This window comes from Streptomyces sp. NPDC043870 (assembly GCF_056435785.1).
Window position 1 is genome coordinate 23,494 of the sequence record NZ_JBWKDT010000040.1, and the last position, 22,106, is coordinate 45,599.

16 protein-coding genes are annotated in these 22,106 nt (G+C 68.0%); 4 read left to right on the forward strand and 12 right to left on the reverse strand.

The window, feature by feature from the left end:
• Window positions 1–108: 108 nt before the first annotated feature.
• The 12 genes from AC0699_RS32505 to AC0699_RS32560 form a co-directional block, all read right to left on the reverse strand.
• A complete protein-coding gene (locus AC0699_RS32505) occupies window positions 109–1,149 on the reverse strand; it encodes an ABC transporter ATP-binding protein (protein ID WP_478667657.1) in 1,041 nt (346 codons plus the stop codon).
• Window positions 1,142–2,140: an ABC transporter ATP-binding protein gene (locus AC0699_RS32510; protein ID WP_478667661.1), complete on the reverse strand. Its 999-nt coding sequence runs from the start codon at window positions 2,138–2,140 to the stop codon at window positions 1,142–1,144. Before AC0699_RS32510 ends, AC0699_RS32505 begins: the two co-directional genes overlap by 8 nt.
• A 12-nt stretch (window positions 2,141–2,152) precedes the next feature.
• Complete coding sequence (locus tag AC0699_RS32515) at window positions 2,153–3,142, reverse strand: ABC transporter permease (protein WP_478667664.1); 990 nt, start codon at window positions 3,140–3,142, stop codon at window positions 2,153–2,155.
• Window positions 3,135–4,058: an ABC transporter permease gene (locus tag AC0699_RS32520; protein ID WP_478667667.1), complete on the reverse strand. Its 924-nt coding sequence runs from the start codon at window positions 4,056–4,058 to the stop codon at window positions 3,135–3,137. The genes AC0699_RS32515 and AC0699_RS32520 overlap by 8 nt, the downstream gene beginning before the upstream one ends.
• A 37-nt stretch (window positions 4,059–4,095) precedes the next feature.
• A complete protein-coding gene (locus AC0699_RS32525) occupies window positions 4,096–5,718 on the reverse strand; it encodes a peptide ABC transporter substrate-binding protein (protein ID WP_478667670.1) in 1,623 nt (540 codons plus the stop codon).
• Window positions 5,719–5,955: 237 nt separating this feature from the next.
• The gene (locus tag AC0699_RS32530) at window positions 5,956–7,071 is read right to left on the reverse strand and encodes an ABC transporter ATP-binding protein (RefSeq protein WP_469769049.1); all 1,116 of its coding nucleotides are present in this window, start codon (window positions 7,069–7,071) and stop codon (window positions 5,956–5,958) included.
• A gap of 14 nt (window positions 7,072–7,085) precedes the next feature.
• Window positions 7,086–8,147, reverse strand: coding sequence for an ABC transporter ATP-binding protein (locus AC0699_RS32535; RefSeq protein ID WP_478667675.1), 1,062 nt, complete (start codon window positions 8,145–8,147; stop codon window positions 7,086–7,088).
• 10 nt (window positions 8,148–8,157) lie between these two features.
• Complete coding sequence (locus AC0699_RS32540; protein WP_478667678.1) at window positions 8,158–9,135, reverse strand: ABC transporter permease; 978 nt, start codon at window positions 9,133–9,135, stop codon at window positions 8,158–8,160.
• Window positions 9,136–9,241: 106 nt separating this feature from the next.
• Window positions 9,242–11,038, reverse strand: coding sequence for an ABC transporter substrate-binding protein (locus AC0699_RS32545; RefSeq protein WP_478667681.1), 1,797 nt, complete (start codon window positions 11,036–11,038; stop codon window positions 9,242–9,244).
• Between the two features lie 98 nt (window positions 11,039–11,136).
• Window positions 11,137–12,174: an ABC transporter permease gene (locus AC0699_RS32550; RefSeq protein ID WP_478667683.1), complete on the reverse strand. Its 1,038-nt coding sequence runs from the start codon at window positions 12,172–12,174 to the stop codon at window positions 11,137–11,139.
• Window positions 12,175–13,047: 873 nt separating this feature from the next.
• On the reverse strand, window positions 13,048–14,955 hold the full coding sequence (typA, locus tag AC0699_RS32555) for a translational GTPase TypA (protein WP_478667687.1): 1,908 nt from the start codon (window positions 14,953–14,955) through the stop codon (window positions 13,048–13,050).
• 267 nt (window positions 14,956–15,222) lie between these two features.
• On the reverse strand, window positions 15,223–17,910 hold the full coding sequence (locus AC0699_RS32560; protein ID WP_478667689.1) for an ABC transporter family substrate-binding protein: 2,688 nt from the start codon (window positions 17,908–17,910) through the stop codon (window positions 15,223–15,225).
• A gap of 301 nt (window positions 17,911–18,211) precedes the next feature.
• Between AC0699_RS32560 and AC0699_RS32565 the strand changes: the two genes are divergently transcribed.
• From AC0699_RS32565 to AC0699_RS32580, 4 genes are read left to right on the forward strand one after another with little or no spacing between them, the layout of a single operon-like run.
• Window positions 18,212–18,442, forward strand: a complete 231-nt coding sequence (locus tag AC0699_RS32565) for a hypothetical protein (RefSeq protein WP_453666454.1) — start codon at window positions 18,212–18,214, stop codon at window positions 18,440–18,442.
• 8 nt (window positions 18,443–18,450) lie between these two features.
• Complete coding sequence (locus AC0699_RS32570) at window positions 18,451–19,269, forward strand: hypothetical protein (RefSeq protein ID WP_478667692.1); 819 nt, start codon at window positions 18,451–18,453, stop codon at window positions 19,267–19,269.
• Between the two features lie 15 nt (window positions 19,270–19,284).
• On the forward strand, window positions 19,285–21,237 hold the full coding sequence (locus tag AC0699_RS32575) for a fumarate reductase/succinate dehydrogenase flavoprotein subunit (RefSeq protein ID WP_478667694.1): 1,953 nt from the start codon (window positions 19,285–19,287) through the stop codon (window positions 21,235–21,237).
• Window positions 21,234–22,007 carry a succinate dehydrogenase/fumarate reductase iron-sulfur subunit gene (locus tag AC0699_RS32580; protein ID WP_478667696.1) on the forward strand — a complete coding sequence of 258 codons (774 nt, stop codon included), beginning with the start codon at window positions 21,234–21,236 and terminating at the stop codon, window positions 22,005–22,007. The genes AC0699_RS32575 and AC0699_RS32580 overlap by 4 nt, the downstream gene beginning before the upstream one ends.
• Window positions 22,008–22,106 lie beyond the last annotated feature (99 nt).

A 22,106-nucleotide genomic window follows, 5' to 3' on the forward strand; every position in this document is an offset into this window, starting at 1 on the left:
CTTCTGAATCAGGCCGGGCGCCCGCGGGGGAAAGGGCTCAGGGCGCAGGGGGAGAGTGAGGAGCGGAGTCCGGGGCCCAGCCCGGCGGGGTCCGGGGCAGCGCCGCGGTCAGTCCTCGCGTGGCACCACACGCTTCTCCTCCGCGAAGTGGCACGCCGAGTCATGCCTCGCGGGCCCCTCCGCGAGGCGGAACTCCGCGGGCACCGCCAGTTCCGGCACCTCCAGCGTGCAGCGTTCCCGCGCCTTCCAGCAGCGGGTGCGGAAGCGGCAGCCGGACGGGATGCTGGTCGGTGACGGCACCTCTCCGGTGAGGATGATCCGCTCCCGGTGCTCGCGCGCCTGCGGGTCGGGCACCGGGACGGCCGACAGCAGCGCCTGGGTGTAGGGATGCGTCGGATGGTCGTAGATCTCCGCGTCCTTGCCGATCTCCACGATCCGCCCGAGGTACATCACGCCGACCCGGTCCGAGATGTGACGGACGATCGACAGGTCGTGGGCGATGAACACATAACTGAGGCTGAACTCGCTCTGCAGCTGCTCCAGCAGATTGACGACCTGCGCCTGGATGGAGACATCGAGAGCGGAGACCGGCTCGTCCGCCACGATGACCTCCGGGCGCAGCGCGAGCCCGCGCGCGATGCCGATGCGCTGGCGCTGACCGCCGGAGAACTGGTGCGGATAGCGGTTGACGTACTCGGGGTCGAGCCCGACGACGTCCAGCAGTTCCTGGACCTTCCTGCGCCGGTCGCCCTTCGGGGCCACCTCGGGGTGGATCTCGTACGGCTCCCCGATGATGTCGCCGACCGTCATCCGCGGGTTCAGGGAGGTGTACGGGTCCTGGAACACCATCTGGATGTTGCGGCGCACCGCCTTCAGCGCGCGTCCGGACAGCTTGGTGATGTCCTCGCCCTTGTAGCGGATCGACCCGGCCGTGGGCCGTTCCAGGTTCACCAGCATCCTGGCGAGGGTGGACTTGCCGCAGCCGGACTCGCCGACGATGCCCAGCGTCTCTCCCGGGAAGAGGTCGAGATCGACCCCGTCGACCGCCTTGACCGCCCCCACCTGCTTCTTGAAGAGGATGCCCCGGGTGAGCGGATAGTGCTTGTGCAGGTCGCGCACCTCGATGATCGGCTCGGTCGGCTCAGCCATGGAGGCACTCCCTCCAGAAGAAGCAGGCGCTGCCGCGGTCCCGGTTCACATGGAACAGTTCGGGCTCGTCGGTCGTGCACACGTCCTGGGCCATCGGGCAGCGGGGGTTGAAGGCGCAACCGGCCGGGATGTGCATCAGGTTCGGTGGCAGACCCTTGATCGCGTACAGCTCCTGGCCCTTCTGGTCCAGGCGCGGGATCGAGTCGAGCAGACCGCGCGTGTACGGATGGGCGGGGGCCCGGTAGATGTCGTGGACCGGTGCGGTCTCGACGATCCGGCCCGCGTACATCACGGCGATCCGGTCGGCGACGTCGGCGACGACGCCGAGGTCGTGGGTGATGAGGACGAGTCCCATGTTGAGCTCGCGCCGGAGCTCGGCGAGCAGATCCATCACCTGTGCCTGCACGGTCACGTCGAGCGCCGTGGTCGGCTCGTCCGCGATGATCAGGTCCGGTTCGAGCGCCAGCGCCATGGCGATCATGATGCGCTGCCGCATCCCGCCGCTGAACTGGTGCGGGTACTGGCCGACGCGCTCCTTCGCCGCCGGGATACGGACCCGGTCCATCAGCTCGACGGCCTTCGCCCTGGCGTCCTTGCGTGACATCCCGCGGTGCACGGTGAACATCTCGCCGAGCTGGTCGCCGACGCTCAGGACCGGATTGAGCGAGGACAGCGCGTCCTGGAAGATCATGGCCATTCCGGCCCCGCGGATCTTCCGGCGCTCGTCCTCCTTCAGGGTCAGCAGGTCCTGGCCCTGGAAGATGATCTCGCCCCTGGTGATCCGGCCCGGCGGGCTGTCGAGGATGCCCATGACGGCCTGGGCGGTGACGGACTTCCCGGAGCCGGACTCGCCGAGCACGGCGAGGGTCTCGCCCGCGCCGACGGAGCAGGTGACGCCGTTGACCGCCTTGGCGACGCCGTCGCGGGTGCGGAACTCCACATGCAGGTCGCGTACTTCGAGCAGCGGGTCGGGACGCATGACAGGACTCATGGACGCGGCTCCTCAGCGCAGCTTCGGGTCGAGGGCGTCGCGCACCGCGTCGCCGAGCATGATGAAGGCGAGCACGGTGACGGCGAGCGCACCGGCCGGCCAGAGCAGCATGTGCGGGGCGTTGCGGATGTACGGGGAGGCTGCCGAGATGTCGATGCCCCAGGACACGGCGGGCGGCCGCAGCCCGACACCGAGGTAGGAGAGGGTCGCCTCCAGTGCGACGTACGTGCCGAGGGCGATGGTCGCGACGACAATGACCGGTGCCACGGCGTTGGGCGCGATGTGCCGCAGCAGCAGCCGTGAGTTCGACGCACCGAGGGCCCGCGCTGCCTGGACGTAGTCGTTCTGCTTGGCGGTGATCACCGAGCCGCGGGCGATCCGGGAGACCTGCGGCCAGCCGAGCAGCACCATGAATCCGATCACCGGCCAGACGGTGTTGCTGGTGACGACGGACAGCAGCACCAGACCGCCGAGGACGACCGGGATGGCGAAGAAGACGTCGGTGAGGCGGGACAGCAGGGAGTCGGATGCTCCGCCGAAGAATCCGGCGAGCGCGCCCAGGAGGGAGCCGAGCAGCGCCACTCCGAGGGTCGCGCAGACACCGACGGTCACCGAGGTGCGGGCGCCGTGGACGGTCCGGGTGTAGACGTCGCAGCCCTGGCCGTCGAAGCCGAAGGGGTGGCCGGGCTGGGAGCCCTCCTGGGCCTTGGCGAGGTCGCAGTTGAGCGGATTCCCGGGGGCGATCAGCGAAGGCCAGATCGAGATGATCACCAGGAAGAGGATGAACAGTCCGGAGACGATGAAGACGGGGTTGCGGCGCAGATCGCGCCAGGCGTCGGACCAGAGGCTGCGCGGTTTGCCCGCCGGTCCGGTGCCGAGCGGCCCACCCGGCACCTTCTCCAGGGTCTCGCCCTCGCTCGTCGCGAGGTCCATCGCGCCGCCCGCGCCGGTCGGGGCGATCGCTGCCCCGGCTCGCCGGTCGTCGTATCGCGGCTCAGGCATAGCGGATCCTCGGGTCGAGTACGGCGTAGAGGAGATCGACGATCAGGTTCACCAGGAGAAACACCAGCACCAGGACGGTCACGAAGCCCACGACGGTCTGGGTGTTCTGGCGGAGGATGCCCTGGTAGAGCTGGTAGCCGACGCCATGGATGTTGAAGATCCGCTCGGTGACGATGGCGCCGCCCATCAGCGCGCCGATGTCGGCGCCGATGAAGGTGACCACCGGGATCAGCGAGTTGCGCAGCAGATGGCGGGTGACGACGCGACGCCATGGCAGTCCCTTGGCGATCGCCGTGCGGACGTAGTCGGCGCGCCGGTTCTCGACGATGGACGTCCTGGTCAGCCGGGTGACGTAGGCGAGCGAGACGGACGCGAGGACGAGTCCCGGCACGATCAGTTCGCCGAGCGGCGCCTCGGCGGACACGGACGGTCTGATCCAGCCCCACTGCACGCCGAGCAGAAGCTGCAGGAGCAGGCCGGTCACGAAGGTGGGGACGGCGATGACCACCAGCGTGACGATCAGTACGCCGCTGTCGACGGGGCGGCCGCGGCGCAGGCCCGTGAGCACGCCGAGGCTGATGCCGATGACGATCTCGAAGACGATCGCGACGATGGTCAGCCGGATGGTGACCGGGAAGGCCGTGGCCATCAGCTCGGTGACCGGCTGCCCGTTGAAGGCCGTACCGAAGTCGCCGGTGAAGACGTTGCCCATGTACGTCAGGTATTGCTGCCAGACCGGCTTGTCGAGGCCGAACTCCTTGCGCAGCTGGGCGGCGGTCGCGGGGTCGCACGCCCGGTCGCCGCAGAGTCCCGCGATGGGGTCGCCCATCACGTTCACCATCAGGAAGATCAGCAGCGTGGCGCCGATGAAGACCGGGATCATCTGCAGCAGACGCCGGATCACATAGCGTCCCATGAAGGGCTCCCTGGGGGCGGGGACTGGGTCCGGGGCGTCAGCTGACCGTGATCTCTTCGTAGACGGGCACGCTGAACTGGTTCAGCGAGACGTTGGAGAGCCGCTCCGAATAGCCGGCGCTGCCGTTCTGGTACCAGAGCGGGATCGAGGCCATCTGGTCCCGCAGAACCCTCTCGGCCTGCTTGAACGTGTCAACCGCCTTGGCCGTGTCGCTCTGGGCGTTGGCCTCGTCGACGAGCCGGTCGAACTCGGGGTTGCTCCACTTGCCGTCGTTGGAGGAGGCGTTGGTGTAGTAGAGGGGCTGGAGGAAGTTCTGGATGAGCGGGTAGTCCATCTGCCAGCCGGCCCGGAACGGGCCGGTGAGCTTGGACTGGGTGACCTGGTTGCGGTAGTCGGCGAAGGTGCCGACGGGGTTTCCGACGCAGGCCCGGTCGTTGCCGAGCACATTGTTGATGGAATTGCAGACGGCGTCGACCCAGACCTTGTGGGAGCTGTCGGCGTTGTACGTGATCTTCAGCCCGCCGCCGGGGATGCCGCCGCCCTCCGCGATCAGCTTCCTGGCCTCGGCGGCGTTGTACGAACAGGCGTCGCCGCAGAGCGAGGGGTCGTAGCCGCCGTCCTCACCGAGGACCGGGGACGTCCAGTCCTTGGCGGGGGTACGGGTCATCTGGAAGATCGTGTCGGTGATCTGCTGCCGGTTGATCGCCATGGACAGGCCCTTGCGGAGCTTCTCCTGGCCCGGCTTGTTCCAGTCCGGGTCGTAGAAGGGGAAGTCGATGGCCTGGATGCTGCCGGCCGGGGTGTTGATGTAGCGGTTGCCGAGGTCGGCCTTGACGTTCTTGAGCTGGGCGGCCGGGACGTCGTCGACGAGGTCGAGGTTTCCGGACATCAGGTCGGTGTAGGCCGTGTTGTTGTCGGTGTAGACCTTGAGGTCGATGCCGCCGTTCCTGGCCTTGTCCTGGCCGGGGTACTGGTCCCAGCGGCGCAGGGACATCTGGGCGCCTCTGACGTACGAGTCGACGGCGTACGGGCCGTTGCCGACGGGCTTGGCCAGCCAGGCGGCGTGGTCGGTGAAGAACGCCTTGGGCAGGGGGGCGAAAGCGGTGTAGCCGAGGGTCTCCGGCCAGGTGGAGAACTTCTGGGTGAGCTTGACCGTGAACGTGCGGTCACCCGTGACCTTGAGGCCGGACATGGTCTCGGCGGTGGGCCGGCCGGACTCCGGGTGGACCTGGTCGTACCCCTCGATGTAGCCGAAGAAGTAGGCGTTGCGCTGGTTGTTCTTGAGATGGGCGCCGTAGTTCCACGCGTCGACGAACGACTTCGCGGTGACCGGCTCGCCGTTGGAGAAGGTCCAGCCGCCCTTGACCGTGACGGTGAAGTTGGTGGAGTCGGTGGTGTCGATCCTCTCGGCGAGCATGTTCTCGGCCTCGCCGGTCTTCGGGTCGTAGTGCTTGAGACCGCGGAAGATCATGTCGAGGACCTTGCCGCCCTGGACCTCATTGGTGTTCGCCGGCTCCAGCGGATTCTGCGGGTCCCCCCAGGAGGAGCTCACGATGCCGTCGGCACCGCCTGCCGCACCGCCCCCGCCGCCGCAGGCCGTTGCCGCGAGGGCGACGGCGGCCGCGCATGCGGCCCACTTGGCGTGAGTGGCTGCGCGCATGGAGTGCCTCCCGGGGTCCCGTTTCGCTTGGCCCCAATACCACCACATAAGAGGCATAACATACATTTGCAACACACGACCGGACGGCGGGCGACGCTCGCGGGCAGGTCGGCCGCACCGCGGGATCCGCCTCGGACCGTACGACCGGACCGGGGACCCGCCTCGGGAAACTACGACCGGCACGGAAAACGCCCCGGTCGCCAGAACGGCGGCCGGGGCGTTCCTCACGCTCGGGCGTCAGTCGTCGGAGCCGTGCTCCCCTTCGAGCGCTGCGAGCGCCGGGTCCAGGACGACGTCCTCGGCACGCTCGGTCGTCGGGTCCTCCGGGAAGTGGCAGGCCGTCAGGTGGCCCTCACGGTTTCCGGAGATCTGCACCAGCGGCGGCTCTTCGGTCGCGCACTTGTCCTGCGCCTTCCAGCAGCGGGTGCGGAAGCGGCAGCCGGACGGCGGCATGATCGGGGAGGGGACGTCGCCGGAGAGACGGATCCGCTCCTTCTGCCCCGCGTCGGCGTCCGGCTCCGGCACGGCCGAGAGCAGGGCGTGGGTGTACGGGTGACGGGGCCGGTTGTAGAGCGAGTCGCGGTCGGCGACCTCCACCACCTTGCCCAGGTACATCACGGCCACACGCTGCGAGAAGTGCCGCACGACCGCGAGGTCGTGGGCGATGAACATGAAGGCGATACCCAGCTCGTCCTGCACCTTCTGGAGCAGGTTGACGACCTGGGCCTGGATCGACACGTCCAGCGCGGAGACCGGCTCGTCGGCGACGATCAGCTTCGGCTCGAGCGCGAGGGCCCGCGCCACACCGATGCGCTGACGCTGACCGCCGGAGAACTCGTGCGGGAAGCGGTTGTAGTGCTCGGGGTTGAGACCCACGGTCTCGAGCAGCTCCCGCACCCGCTTCTCACGGCCGCCGGGCGGGTTGATGCCGTTGACCTCCATCGGGCTCTTGATGATGGTGCCGACGGTCTGCCGCGGGTTCAGCGACGAGTACGGGTCCTGGAAGATCATCTGGATCTCGGACCGGATCGGCGCCAGCTGCTTGCGTCCCGCGTGGGTGATGTCCTGACCGGCGTAGGTGATCTTTCCGCCGGTCGGCTCCAGCAGCCGCGTGACCAGCCGGCCGGTCGTGGACTTGCCACAGCCGGACTCGCCGACGACGCCGAGGCTCTCGCCCTCGTACACGGTGAGGTCGACCCCGTCGACCGCCCTGACCGCACCGACCTGGCGCTTGAACGGGAAGCCGCCGTAGATCGGGAAGTGTTTCGTCAGGCCCTCGACGGTGAGCAGCGGCTTGCGCCCCGCCCCGTCCGTTGAACCCTGCTGCTCAGGCAGAGTGACGTTCTTGCTCATGTCTCTGCGTCTCCCTAGCCCAGCCGGGGCTTGATCTGGTCGATGAAGATGGTCTGCTTCTGGTCCCCCGTGAGGTGGCACGCGGCAGCGCGCCCGGCGCCGAGCGGCGGCCGCTCACCGGAGCACCGCGAACCGCTGACCTCGTCGACGAAGGCGCAGCGCGGGTGGAACGGGCAGCCGGACGGCGGGTTCAGCAGGCTGGGCGGCGAGCCGGGGATCGGCGTGAGCGCCTCGCTCGTGTCGCCGCCGAGACGGGGCATCGAGCTCAGCAGACCCCAGGTGTAGGGGTGCTGGGGCGACCGGAGCACCTCGCGGACGCTGCCGCGCTCCACCGCCCGTCCCGCGTACATGACGAGCAGATCGTCAGCCATGTTGGCGATGACGCCGAGGTCGTGCGTGATGAAGATGATCGCCGACCCGAACTCCTGCTGGAGGTCCTTGAGCAGGTCGAGGATCTGCGCCTGCACGGTCACGTCGAGCGCGGTGGTCGGCTCGTCGGCGATCAGCAGGTCGGGGTCGCACATCAGCGCCATGGCGATCATCGCGCGCTGGCGCATACCGCCGGAGAACTGGTGCGGGTAGTCGTTGAAGCGCATCGCGGGCTGCGGGATGCCGACCTTGTCCAGCATCTCGATGGCCCGGGCCTTCGCCTCCTTCTTGGAGGCGCCCATGTGCTTCATGTACGGCTCGGAGAGCTGCCGGCCCACCGTGTAGTACGGCGAGAGCGCCGTCAGCGGGTCCTGGAAGATCATCGCGACCTTGTTGCCGCGGAGCTTCTCCAGCTCCTTCTCCGGCGCGCCGGTCAGCTCCTGGCCGTCCAGGATGATCTCGCCGTCGATCGCGGTGGTCTTGCGGTTGTGCAGACCGAGAACGGTCAGGTTGGTCACGGACTTGCCGGAGCCCGACTCGCCCACGATGCCCAGCGTCTTGCCGCGCTCGACATCGAAGGAGAGCCCGTCGACCGCCTTGACGATGCCGTCCTCGGTGGAGAAGCGCACCCGCAGGTCGCGGACCGAGAGGAAGGCCTCCGGCCCGGTCGGGGCCGGTGTGTCTTCGGTCTTGGTCAGTGTGGTCACGGTCGTTCTCCTAGGCGAGGCGCACGCGCGGGTCGATGTAGGCGTAGGCGAGGTCCACGATGATGTTCAGGATCAGGATGAAGAAGGCTCCGAACAGCATCACGCCCATCGTCAGCGGCAGGTCCTTGTTCAGCGAGGACTCCACCGCCAGGCGGCCGATGCCCGCCAGGTCGAAGGTGAACTCGGTGACCACGGCGCCCGCGAGAAGTCCGCTGAGGTCCATGCCGATGATGGTGACGATGGGGATGAGCGAGCCGCGCCAGGCGTAGCGGAAGAAGACGTACCGCTGGCGCATGCCCTTCGCCCGCGCGGTGCGGACATGCTCCTCCTGCAGCTGCTCGATCATGGTCGAGCGCGCCATACGCGTGTACTGGGCGGTGAAGATCGTCGCCATGACGGCCCAGGGGATCAGCAGACCGATGACCCAGCCGACCGGATCGTCCGTGAACGGGACGTACTTGGGGTTCTCCATCCAGCCCGTGCTGTAGACGAAGAGACCGAGCACGATCGGGCCGAGGAAGTAGATCTGGAACGAGCTGAGCACCATCGAGGCGCCACTGACGATCTTGTCGACCACGGTGCCGCGCTTCCATGCGGCGAGCAGACCCGTGCCGAGACCGAAGACCAGGAAGATGATGAGGCCGCCGACGGTCAGCGACAGCGTCAGCGGGAAGCGGTCGAGGATGGAGTCCCAGACCATGTCGCCGGACTCGAAGGAGACGCCCAGGCACGGTGCCGCACAGTGTCCGGCGTTGAAGTCACGGCCGACCACGATGCCGGACATGAAGTCCCAGAACTGTGCGGTGATGGGCTTGTCCAGGCCGAGATTCTCGCGAATCACCGCGATGTTCTGCGGCGTGCAGTTCTTGCCGCAGGAGAGTTGGGCGAAGTCCTGGGGGATTGTGTAGAACAGGAAGAACGTGAACGCGCCGATCAGGAACATGATGACGACGGCGCCGGTCAACCTGCGGATGAGGAACTGAAGCATCGCGGGAGGCTGCTCTCTTCGGAGTCGGCGGGAGTTGTGAGGGGTGGGGTCCGCGGGGGTGCGCTCCGCCTGGCGCGCACCCCCACGGATCAGCCGTGATGTGGTGTTACGGCTTGATCAGGTACAGGTCGTTGATGTCGATGTAGCTCGACTCGGTGCTGTACTTGACGCCACCGACGTTCGAGCCGGACAGCTGGATCTGCTTCGAGTAGTAGACCGGGGCAGCCGGGTTGACACCCTCGACGATGCGGTGGTGGATCGACTCCCACTTCTTGGCCGCGGCCTGGGGCTCCAGCGTGACCGCCTCGTTGATGCCCTGGGTGACCTCGGGGTCCTTGATGTGCGAGTAGTTCGACGCACCGTCGGCGACCAGGTCACCGTCGTAGACCGGGGTGATGACCGTGGACGGCGACGGCCAGTCCTGGCCCCAGCCGGTCATGTAGATGTCGAACGGGTTGTCGAGCTTACCGATCTGCTCGTAGAAGCTCTTCCGGTCGATCTCCTTGGCCTGGACGTCGAAGCCGATCTTGTTCAGCGCGTCCTTGATGATGACCATCTGCTTCTGGCCACGCGGGGTGTTGGAGTAGGCGTAGCTCAGCTTGGTGCCCTGCTTGAGGCCCGCCTCCTTCAGCAGCGCCTTGGCCTTCTCCGGGTCACCGTTGGGCTTCTTCAGCTTGCCGAACGGGTCGTACTTCGGGTCGAAGCCCGGCAGGGTCGGGGCGAGCAGACCACCGGCGAGCTCACCGCCGTACTTGCCACCGTCGGCCTGGATCATCGACTGGTTCGGGATCGCGTACGTGATCGCGTCGCGGATCTTCTTGTCCTTCATCCGGTCCAGGTTGAAGGAGAGCTGCCAGACGTAGGGCTGGTAGCCCTTGACCGTGCGCTTGTTGACGGCCTTGTTGTTGATCACGGACTGGATCTGGGACGGGTCGACCGAGTCCGTGAACTGGATCGCGTTCTTGGCCTCGCCCTGGTCGGCGATCAGACGCTTGGTCTGGCTGACCTGGTCGATCGTGGTGAGGAAGTTGTAGCCGTCGACGTACTGGTGGCGCACGGCGTCCGTCTTCGGGTCCCAGTTGGTGTTCTTCACCATGGTGAGGGACTTGCCGGCCTTGTAGTCGGAGATCTTGTACGGGCCGAGGGACTTCGGGGCCTTGTCGTACTTCGCCTGCGTGTCCGCCTTCTGCGGAACGATGGAGTAACCGGCCATGGCCAGGGCCTGCGGCAGGTCGGGCTGCGGCGTCTTGAAGTTGAAGACGACCGTCTTGGCGTCCGGGGTCGCGAGGACGCTGTCCGGAAGGTGCTTGCCCTTGTACGGACCGTCCGGCAGCGCCTTGCGGTAGTCGTCGCCGGAGAGCCAGCTCTGGACGTAGGTCGGACCGTCGAAGATCACCTTCGAGTACATGCGCTCGATGGTGTGGCGGACGTCGGCGGAGGTGATGGCGTTGCCATCCTCGTCCTTGATGCCGTCCTTGAGGGTGAACGTCCAGGTCTTGCCACCGTTGGTGGACTTGCCGGAGTCGGTGGCGACGTCGCCGACGACGGTCAGGTTGCCCTTGTCGTCCTCCTGGAAGTTCGTCAGACCGCGGTGGATCAGGTTGGCGAACTGGCCCGCGTCGCTGACGTAGATCTGACCCGGGTCCATGTGGGACAGGTCGGACTGCATGTAGACGTTGATGGTGCCACCGGGCTTGGCGCCCGGAACCTCGACGGCCGGACCGTTCGAGGCGGCAGCGTCACCGTAGGCAACCGGCTTGGACTGCGCCGCGGCGTCCTTCTGCGACTTGGACTCGTCCTTGCCGCTCTTGCCGCTGTCGTTGGAGCAGCCGGTGAGCGCCAGGGAGCCGGCCGCCGCGGCGACGACTATGGCGCGTGCGGAGCGCGATCGAATGAGCTTCATGATGCTCGTTGCACCTACCTGTCGGTTGTTATCCAGAAGAGCTGCCTGACCGTCCGGTTGCCCGGTGCGAGGGCGGCAGCTGCCCTCGCCCATGGACGTCACCGTCCGGTCTTGGGGTCGAATGCGTCGCGGACCGAGTCACCCAGGAGGTTGAAGGCCAGGACGAAGACGACAAGAGCGACACCCGGGAAGAACATGAACGCCGGGTCCTGCTCGTAGATGTTGGCGCCGATGGCGAACATGCGGCCCCAGTCCGGGGTGGGCTCGACGAAGCCGACACCCACGAAGGAGAGGAAGGCGATGTTCAGGATGGCGCTGGGCAGCATGTAGGTGCCCTGCACCAGGATCGGCGTCACGATGTTCGGCAGAACCTCCTTGCGGACGATTCGCCAGCGCGAGGCACCCGAGACCTTCGCCGCCTCGACGAACTCGCGTTCCCGCAGGGACAGTACAGAGCTGCGCACCAGACGGGCCATACCCATCCAGCCGAGGAACCACGACACCAGGATGATCGCGACGGCCCGCAGGTACGTCGGGGTCTCGTCCGTCGGGGAGACGAACAGCGCGGTCACGATCGGCATGAAGGCGATGAAGAACAGCTGGTTCGGGAACGCCAGGAAGAAGTCGGTCACCCGGCCCAGCCAGTAGTCGACCTTCCCGCCGAAGTAGCCGCCCACCATGCCGATGACCACGCCGGTCCCCAGGCTGAGGACCGTCAGGACCAGCGCCATGAACAGCGAGGTTCTGATGCCGTAGATCAGCATGGTGAACACGTCGCGGCCCAGGTTGGGCTCGACCCCGAACCAGAACTCCCCCGAGATGCCACCGAAGGAACCGGTGGGCATCGCGAAGTCGTCCAGCAGGAAGGGGTAGTCCGGCTCCTGCGCGTACAGCGTGTAGGGATTCTTCCCGTACACCGCCGAGATGACCGGAGCCAGTGCGGCGACGAGAAAGTAGACGAGCACCACACAGGCGGAGATCACGCCTGTGCGATCACGCTTGAAGCGCGCCCACATCAGCTGACTGGGCGAGCGTCCGGTGAGCGACTTGGCTTCCGCGCCGTCGTTCTGGGTCTCGGTCTCTTTGTCCAAGGCGACAGAGGCCTTCTCGCCCTCGATCTCAATTGGACTGGTCATGATGGTGTCCATTCACGGGTGTCGTGTGACCCGCGATCCTTGCACGCTACAACGGCCCGGACGGTCTACGCCCGTTCCGCCATGGCTGCTCGACGATCCCCCGGTGCCGGCCGTCACCCCGAGACGGGTACGGCAGCGCAACCGCACGCCTGACGGGATGACCCCGAAGGCGGTACGACTGGAAGGAACGTCAGTTGGGGAGGATTCCCCCCAAGGAACGCGAGCCGAGCGGTTGACCGGGTCTCAGAAGTGCCGGCCGCTGCCGGCGACCAGACCGGATGATGTGCGCTGAAAAATGGCCGCACGAGCCATCTGTGACGACCCGACCCCACTGGCGCTCGTGGCACCGCGCATGGGTTCCTCCTCATGAGTCCACGTATTCACTGCAAGGCTGGACACATGACAACGCCGACACCCCTGACGGCGAAGATCCGTGTCCCGTGTGCTCGTGAGTCGGCGCTCCCCACAGCGCGTGACCCGTTGACCCGAGCTCAGTGAAGCCAACTATTAGGTAAGTTCGGGCCGTAAACCACACTTAAAGCATCTCGTTTTGGCAACATCACCCCACCCCAGAGGCCCAAAATTCGGACAAAGGGATCGCAGACAGACACCCCCGAAACGGACTGTTAATACAGGTTTCCGGTGCGCTACGTCCGATAGTCGAACCTTCGGGGTAGGAAATCCTGTTGACGGACAAGTCGCCGCGAGGGTCGCGAGGGAGCCGTCACCGCAGTCTTCTTCCAGGCCACCGCACTACGCAAACAGCGCCACGGCACCACGCGAACGGCCCGGACACTCCCGCGGAGCGGGACTGTCCGGGCCGTTCGCTGGGCCAGGGGGTTCAGCCGTGGTCGATTTTCAGCCGTACTCGGCTCAGCCGTGCTTTGCGCGGGACGCGGCGCGGGCGCGCTCGCGGGCGTCCAGGTTCACCTTGCGGATACGGACCGCCTCGGGCGTGACCTCGACGCACTCGTCGTCGCGGCAGAACTCCAGCGACTGCTCCAGCGAGAGCTTGCGCGGCGGAACGATGGACTCCGCGACATCGGCCGTGGAGGAGCGCATGTTGGTGAGCTTCTTCTCCTTGGTGATGTTCACGTCCATGTCGTCGGAGCGGGAGTTCTCGCCGACGATCATGCCCTCGTAGACCTCGGTGCCCGGCTCCACGAAGAGGACGCCGCGCTCCTGCAGGTTCGTCATCGCGAAGCCCGTGACCGCGCCGGAGCGGTCGGCGACCAGCGAGCCGTTGTTACGGGTCGTCAGGGTGCCGAACCAGGGCTCGTGGCCCTCGTGGATGGAGTGGGCGATGCCCGTACCACGGGTGTTGGTCAGGAACTCCGTGCGGAAGCCGATGAGGCCACGGGACGGGACGACGAACTCCATGCGGACCCAGCCGGAGCCGTGGTTCGACATGTTGTCCATCCGGCCCTTGCGGACACCCATGAGCTGCGTGACCGCGCCCATGTGCTCCTCGGGCACGTCGATCGTCATGCGCTCGACCGGCTCGTGGACCTTGCCGTCGACCTCCTTGGTGACGACCTGCGGCTTGCCGATGGTCAGCTCGAAGCCCTCACGGCGCATCTGCTCGACCAGGATGGCCAGGGCCAGCTCGCCGCGGCCCTGCACCTCCCAGGCGTCCGGGCGCTCGGTGTCCAGGACGCGCAGCGAGACGTTACCGATCAGCTCGCGGTCGAGGCGGTCCTTGACCTGGCGGGCGGTGACCTTGCGGTCCTTGACGGCCGCCTTGTTGTCGGCGCCCTTGCCGGTGCCGCCGCGGCCGACCAGCGGCGAGGTGTTCGTACCGATGGTCATGGAGATGGCCGGCTCGTCGACCGTGATCAGCGGCAGCGCGACCGGGTTCTCCGGGTCGGCCAGCGTCTCGCCGATCATGATGTCGGGGATACCGGCGACGGCGCAGATGTCACCGGGGCCCGCCATCTCGGCCGGCTTGCGGGTGAGCGCCTCGGTCATCATCAGCTCGGAGATGCGGACGTTGGCGATCGAGCCGTCCCGCTTGATCCAGGCGACGGTCTGGCCCTTGCGCAGCTCGCCCTGCTCGACGCGGAGCAGCGCGATACGGCCGAGGAAGTTGTCGGCGTCCAGGTTGGTGACGTGGGCCTGGAGGGGGGCCTCGTCGTCGTAGACCGGTGCCGGGATGTGCTCCAGGATCGTGGAGAAGAAGGGCTCCAGGTTCTCGCTGTCGGCGGGTACGGTGCCGTCCTCCGGCTTGGTCAGCGAGGCGACGCCGTCACGGCCGCAGGCGTAGACGATCGGGAACTCGATCTGGTCCTCGTCGGCGTCCAGGTCGAGGAAGAGGTCGTAGGTCTCGTTCACGACCTCGTCGATCCGGGAGTCCGGACGGTCCGTCTTGTTGATGCAGAGGATGACGGGCATCCGCCGCTGGAGGGCCTTGCGGAGCACGAAGCGGGTCTGCGGAAGCGGACCCTCGGAGGCGTCCACCAGAAGCACGACACCGTCGACCATCGACAGACCGCGCTCGACCTCACCGCCGAAGTCGGCGTGGCCGGGGGTGTCGATGATGTTGATCGTGATCGGGGCCCCGCCGTCCTTGGGGTGGTACTTCACCGCCGTGTTCTTGGCGAGGATCGTGATGCCCTTCTCACGCTCCAGGTCGTTCGAGTCCATGACGCGGTCGTCGACGGAGTCGAGCTGGTGAGCGGCGAAGGCACCCGCCTGCTTGAGCATGGCGTCGACGATGGTGGTCTTGCCGTGGTCGACGTGGGCGACGATGGCGACGTTACGGATGTCGTGGCGCGTGGGCATGCTGGCTAGCTGCTTCTCTCGGATCGTGGGATGCGGCGTCTGTTTGCTCGTACGCCCGCCGGGCGGACGCGCCACGGCTGTGTCCTATGGTACGGGGCCGTCGCGTGATGGACTTCCCCGCCCGATCCGAGGCCATGGGACGACCCTGCCCGCCGGTGGCCCCGGCGGGCAAGGGACTTGAGCTGCTTCTGAGGTCCGTGAGCAGTGCCGAGGAGTCCGGCCGACTTTATGTGGGATATGTCCCAATTCTTAGGGTTTGCTGCCGCACTAATCGATCAGATCCGCCTGGCTGTTCTGTTCGTTCCTGCCGTTCTGGCTGTTCTGGTCGTTCTTGCCGTTCTCCGAGGTCCCGGCCTTCTTGAAGCCGATGTCCTGGTACCGCGGTGCGGCGAATCCGAAGGCGCCCGCGTTCACGAGATCACGCTTGACCGCCACCAGCTGGGGCCGCTGGTAGAGCGGAATGGAGCCGGCGGCGGCCCAGATCCGGGCGTCGGCCTGCTTCATCAGCTCCAGGGCCTGCCCCTCGTCCAGCTCGGCGACGGCCCGGTCGAAGAGCTGGTCGATGTGGTCCGTGCCGACCCGGGTGTAGTTCTGCTCCACCAGCAGCGAGCCGTCGGCGGCCGGCTCCGGCTTGGCGAAGATCGGACGGGCATCGGTCGCCGGGTAGGCGGAGGCGGGCCAGGAGTACAGGGCGAGGTCGTATTCGCCGGAGGCGATGTGGTCCTTGAAATAGCTGTCGTCGGCGACCTTGGTGATCTCCGTACGGATGCCGATCCTGTCCAGCATCCGGGCGATCCGGTCGCCGACGGTGCGCAGCGCCTCGGAGTCCGGCCCCGAGGGGAGGACGAAGCGCAGGACGAGCTGCTTGCCGTCCTTGCCGAGCGGGCCCGCGACCGGGCTCCGCTCCGCCGGGGCCCTGGTCCCCAGGGGGGCGTAGGCGCCCGCGACGGGGCCCTGCCTGTCCTGAGCCTTCGGCATGGCCTTGTCCCGGTCACCGCCGGAGGAGTCGTCGAGGGCGTCGGCCTGGCGGCGCAGGGCCACGCTCTGGAGGGCGGCGTACCGGCCGGGCGCGAGGACGTTCCAGCCCTCCTCCGGGGCGGTGCCGCTGCGGCCCGGCTTGTTGTCACCGACGACGTAGAGGCCCTCGTCGGAGGCGTGGTCCGCCGCGGCGCGGGCGGCAGGGGCCTTGGCGGCGGGACTGTTCACCGCCGGGCTGCTCACCGCCGGGCTGGGGCTGCTCACCGCCGGGCCGTTCACCGCCGGGCTGCTCATCGCCGGGCTCTTCTCGGGGCCCGCCTTGGTGTCGGGCTCCGTGGTGCGGGCGCCCTCCCGGGTCCAGCCCGCGTCGGCCAGCAGGGCTTGGGCCTCCTCGGTGTCCTGGTCACCGAGTGCACCGCTGCTGTCGGCGTAAGCCGACTGCCCCGCTAGCGCGAGATGGCTGCCGACCGGCCGGGCGGGCAGGCCCAGCGGCTTCAGCACGGCCTCCGCGAGCGCCTTGCGGTCCAGCGCACGGGCCACGGCGCGCCGTACCCGCTCGTCCGCGAGCGGCCCCGACTCGCCGTTCAGCGCGAGCTGGGTGTAAGCGGGCTCCAGACTCTTGCGGACCACGAAACCGCGCAGCGCGGTCTGCTCGGCGGCGTACTGCGCGATGACGGCCTTGTTCTTGTCGAAGGCGAGCCTCTCCCGGGCGACCTTCTCGCGGGCGAGCAGCTCCCGGGCGATCCGGGCGGCCTTCCCCTTCTGGTCGTCGGAGGCTTGCGCCGGCGACTGGGGCTTCGGTGGGGCGGACGGGAGGACGGAGGGCGAGGCGGAGGGGACACCGGACGGCAAGGCAGACGGCAAGGCGGGCGGGAGGGCGGACGGCAAGGCGGAGGGGACACCGGACGGCAAGGCAGACGGCAAGGCGGAGGGCGCGGCCGACGGCAGGGCGGAGGGGACGCCGGAGGGCAAGGCAGACGGCAAGGCGGAGGGCGCGGCCGACGGCGCGGCGCCGGGGCCCGGCCCGCCGCCGCCCGGCCCCTCGCCCCCGCTCCGTACCGCCAGGGCGATGCGGTCCGCGACGCTCCGGTCGATCTCGGCCAGATCCACGGTGCCCGTGGCCAGCGCGGCGGCGCGGCGGTCACGCGGCACGGCACGGAGGACCAGCGAGTCGAGCTTGGCGGGCGCCCCCCACCAGCGCGGATTGCGTACGAGCGTGGTGGTGCCGGCCTTGCGGTCGACCTTCTGCACGGTGAAGGGGCCGGCCGTCAGCGCCAGCTTCGACCGGATGCCGTCGTTGAACGAGGCCGGCGTCCCCATCGCCTCCTTCGGATAGAGCGGGGTGAAGAGCGACTGCCAGTCGGCGTACGGCTTGGCGAAGGTGACCCGGACCTCCAGGTCGTTCGCGCCCCGTTCGATCTTCTCGATCCGGTCGTATCCGGCGTTGCGCGCGGTCCAGTACGCGGAGTCCTTGCCGCTCAGCGCGCGCCACTGGGCGACGAAGTCGGCCGCCCCGATCTCCCGGCCGTCGCTCCAGACGGCCTTCTGGCTGAGCTTGTAGAGGACGACCTGCCTCGGCTCGCGCTCGGCGATCTTGGCCGATTCCAGATAGTCGGGGTTGCGCTGCGGACGGCCGCGCTCGTCGAGGGTGAAGAGGGAGGGGAGCACGGCGCCCGCGATCCGCGACGTGGTGGGGTCGGCGTCGGCCTGGAAGGCGTTGAGCGTCGCGGGCACGGCATCGACGGCCCAGCGCAGGGTGCCGCCCTGCTCGACCTGCTCGCGCGCGGCCGGGGCGATGTCCATCGGGGCCGCCGCGGCCTCGGAACCGGTCTCCTCCGTGCTGCAGCCGGCCAGCGCGGGCAGGGTGAGGACGCCGCTGGTGAGAAGCGCGACCGAGCGCAGGGTGCGGGCACGAGGCGTACGGGGGCGAGGCGTCCGGGAGCATGTCCTCCCGCGTGGGGCGCTGACGTTGGACATGACTTGTACCCCTTCGTCCTATTACCTGGCGGTTCCTGAATTTTGGCGATGATCACACCTATTGCGCATACACTGAAATCGACGAAGGGCGGGGTGTGATGCCGACACGGCGGTGCGGCTCGTAAACCCCACCCGTGCGGCCCAATGGGGAGCCCCTTACGGGTGGCGCTCGCCGGGAATCGGTGCACACGCCTTCACAACACGGGATGTGACGCGCAACACTCGCAGGCGCACACAGAGCCCTCTGGGGGCAACCCCAGACACCCGCATGCCACCGCGACCGCGGAAGTGAGGGCAGTTCATGTCCCTGCAGGACGAATTGACGGACGTCAAGCGCCGTCTCGACGACCTGGCCCGTACGGTCGAACGGCTGGAGCGGAGCCTCACGCAATCGCGAGAGGACGCATCCCGGACCCAGCCGGCCGGCCGCCCCGAAGACCTGGTCACCATCCCCGACACTCCGTACGACAGCTCACTGTGGACGGATTCGGATGACGAAGGCCTGGGTGCGCGCGACCGGCACGCGCCCTAGGAGCTTCGTTGGCCACAGGCACCGAACCCCACCCCGACACAGGCGTGCACGGCGCCTCACGCGCCGCAATCGCCCCCCGCCACCTCAGGACGGACCGCTGGTGGCTGGCGCCCGCCGCAACCGCCGGCGGGCTGCTCGCCTTCATCGTCTACTCGACCTGGCGGGCCTTCGCGAACAGCGACTACTACGCGGCGCCGTACGTCTCGCCGTTCTACTCGCCCTGTCTCGCGGAGAACTGCGCACCGATGAAGGCCGGCCCGAACTGGGAGATCTTCGGCAGCTGGTGGGGCCTGTCCCCCGCGCTGCTGATCCTGATCTTCCCGCTGGGCTTCCGGCTGACCTGCTACTACTACCGCAAGGCCTACTACCGGGGCTTCTGGGCGTCGCCCCCGGCCTGCGCGGTCGCCGAGCCGCACAAGAAGTACACCGGTGAGACCCGCTTCCCGCTGATCCTCCAGAACATCCACCGCTACTTCTTCTACGCGGCGCTGCCGGTCGCGGGCATCCTCACCTACGACACCGTGCTGGCGTTCCGCGACGAGAACTACGCCTGGGGACACATGGGTCTCGGCACCCTGGTCTTCCTCGTCAACATCGTCCTGATCTGGGCCTACACCCTCTCCTGCCACTCCTGCCGGCACATCATCGGCGGCCGTCTGCGGCACTTCTCCAAGCACCCTGTGCGCTACCGGCTCTGGGGCTGGGTCGGCAAGCTGAACGAGCGTCACATGCAGCTCGCCTGGACGTCGCTGATCAGCGTCGCGCTCGCGGACTTCTACGTCTATCTGCTCGCCACCGGCGCCTTCGACGATCCGCGTTTCTTCTAAGGAAGGTGCCATCTGATGACTCAGCTCGAACGGCAGCAGTGGGACGTCGTCGTCGTGGGTGCGGGCGGCGCGGGTCTGCGGGCCGCCATCGAGGCACGCGAGCGGGGCGCCCGTACCGCCGTGATCTGCAAGTCCCTCTTCGGCAAGGCCCACACCGTGATGGCCGAGGGCGGAATCGCCGCCTCCATGGCGAATGTGAACGCACACGACAACTGGCAGGTCCACTTCCGCGACACCATGCGCGGCGGAAAGTTCCTCAACCAGTGGCGGATGGCCGAGCTGCACGCCCAGGAGGCCCCCGAGCGGGTCTGGGAGCTGGAGACCTGGGGCGCGCTCTTCGACCGTACGAAGGACGGGAAGATCTCCCAGCGCAACTTCGGCGGCCATGAGTACCCACGGCTCGCACACGTCGGCGACCGGACCGGCCTGGAGCTGATCCGCACCCTGCAGCAGAAGATCGTCTCGCTGCAGCAGGAGGACAAGCGCGAGTTCGGCGACTACGAGGCGCGGCTGAAGGTCTTCCAGGAGTGCACGGTGACACGTGTGCTGAAGGACGGCGAGCGCGTTACGGGAACGTTCTGCTACGAGCGCGAGTCCGGGCGCTTCTTCGTGCTCGAGGCTCCCGCGGTGGTCCTCGCCACCGGCGGCATCGGCAAGTCCTTCAAGGTGACGTCCAACTCGTGGGAGTACACGGGCGACGGGCATGCGCTGGCGCTGCTCGCCGGCGCCCCGCTGCTCAACATGGAGTTCGTGCAGTTCCATCCGACCGGGATGGTCTGGCCGCCCTCGGTGAAGGGGATCCTCGTCACCGAGTCGGTGCGTGGCGACGGAGGGGTGCTGCGCAATTCCGAGGGCAAGCGGTTCATGTTCGACTACATCCCGGACGTCTTCAAGGAGAAGTACGCCGAGTCGGAGGCGGAGGGCGACCGCTGGTACGACGATCCGGACAACAACCGGCGACCACCCGAGCTGCTCCCCCGTGACGAGGTCGCCCGGGCGATCAACGCCGAGGTGAAGGCGGGCCGGGGCTCCCCGCACGGCGGTGTGTTCCTCGATGTGTCGACCCGGATGCCGGCCGAGGTGATCAAGCGCCGACTGCCGTCCATGTACCACCAGTTCAAGGAGCTGGCGGATGTGGACATCACTGCCGAGGCCATGGAGGTCGGTCCGACCTGCCACTACGTGATGGGCGGCATCGCGGTCGAATCGGACACGGCCGCCGCGGTCGGCGTCCCCGGGCTGTACGCGGCGGGCGAGGTCGCCGGCGGTATGCACGGCTCGAACCGGCTCGGCGGCAACTCCCTCTCCGATCTGCTGGTCTTCGGGCGGCGCGCCGGACTGCACGCCGCGGAGTACGCGTCGGGGCTCGCCGGAGGGCGGCCCCAGGTCGACGAGGAGCAGATCGACACGGCCGCGGCGGAGGCCCTGCGCCCGTTCAGCGCTCAGGGCTCGGAGCCCGGCGCTGCCCCGGAGAATCCGTACACCCTCCACCAGGAACTCCAGCAGGCCATGAACGACCTGGTCGGCATCATCCGGCGCGAGGGCGAGATGGCGCAGGCCCTGAAGAAGCTGGCCGATCTCCGGGTCCGCGCCGGGCGGGCCGGCGTCGAGGGCCACCGCCAGTTCAACCCGGGCTGGCATCTCTCCCTGGACCTGCGGAACATGCTGCTGGTCAGCGAGTGCATCGCCCGGTCCGCCCTGGAGCGCACCGAGAGCCGCGGCGGCCACACCCGCGAGGACTACCCCTCGATGGAGCGCGAGTGGCGCCGGGTCAATCTGCTGTGCCGCCTCACCGAGGGGGCCCTGGCCCTCGGCACGGACGACTCCGGCGGCCCGCCGGCCGGCCCGGCACGCGGCCAGATCGACCTCGTACGCAGGACGACCGAGCCCATCCGCCCCGACCTGCTCGCCCTCTTCGAGAAGGAAGAGCTGGTCAAGTACCTCGCCGAAGAGGAGCTGTACGAATGAGCACGTACGACGCTCGGTTCAGGGTCTGGCGGGGCGATCAGGGGGGTGGTGACCTCACCGACTTCACGGTCGAGGTCCATGACGGCGAGGTCGTCCTCGACATCATCCACCGGCTGCAGGCCACCCAGGCGCCCGACCTCGCGGTGCGCTGGAACTGCAAGGCGGGCAAATGCGGCTCGTGCAGCGCGGAGATCAACGGTCGGCCGCGGCTGATGTGCATGACCCGTATGTCGGTCTTCTCACACGAGGAAACGATCACGGTCACGCCACTTCGGGCCTTCCCGGTGATGCGGGATCTGGTCACGGATGTCTCCTTCAACTACGCCAAGGCCCGCGAGGTCCCTTCCTTCGTCCCGCCTCCGGGGGTCGCCGCGGGCGACTACCGCATGCAGCAGGCCGACGTGGACCGCTCGCAGGAGTTCCGCAAGTGCATCGAGTGCTTCCTGTGCCAGGACACCTGCCACGTGGTGCGTGACCACGAGGAGAACAAGACGGCCTTCGCCGGTCCGCGCTTCCTGATGCGCGTCGCCGAACTGGACATGCACCCGCTGGACGCGGCCGCCGAGACCGGCCTGGACCGCAAGCGCACGGCTCAGGACGAGCACGGTCTGGGCTACTGCAACATCACCAAGTGCTGCACCGAGGTCTGCCCGGAGCAGATCAAGATCACGGACAATGCGCTGATCCCGCTGAAGGAGCGGGCGGTGGACAGGAAGTACGACCCGCTGGTGTGGCTGGGGAACAAGATCCGCCGACGGGACACCACCTAGGGGCGGATGCCTCATGGCCTGGGCACGGGCCATGACCAGGGTCCGGGCGCGGCCGGCGACTGCCGGCTGCGCCCGGGCGGCACCGGTGGGCGCTCCGGA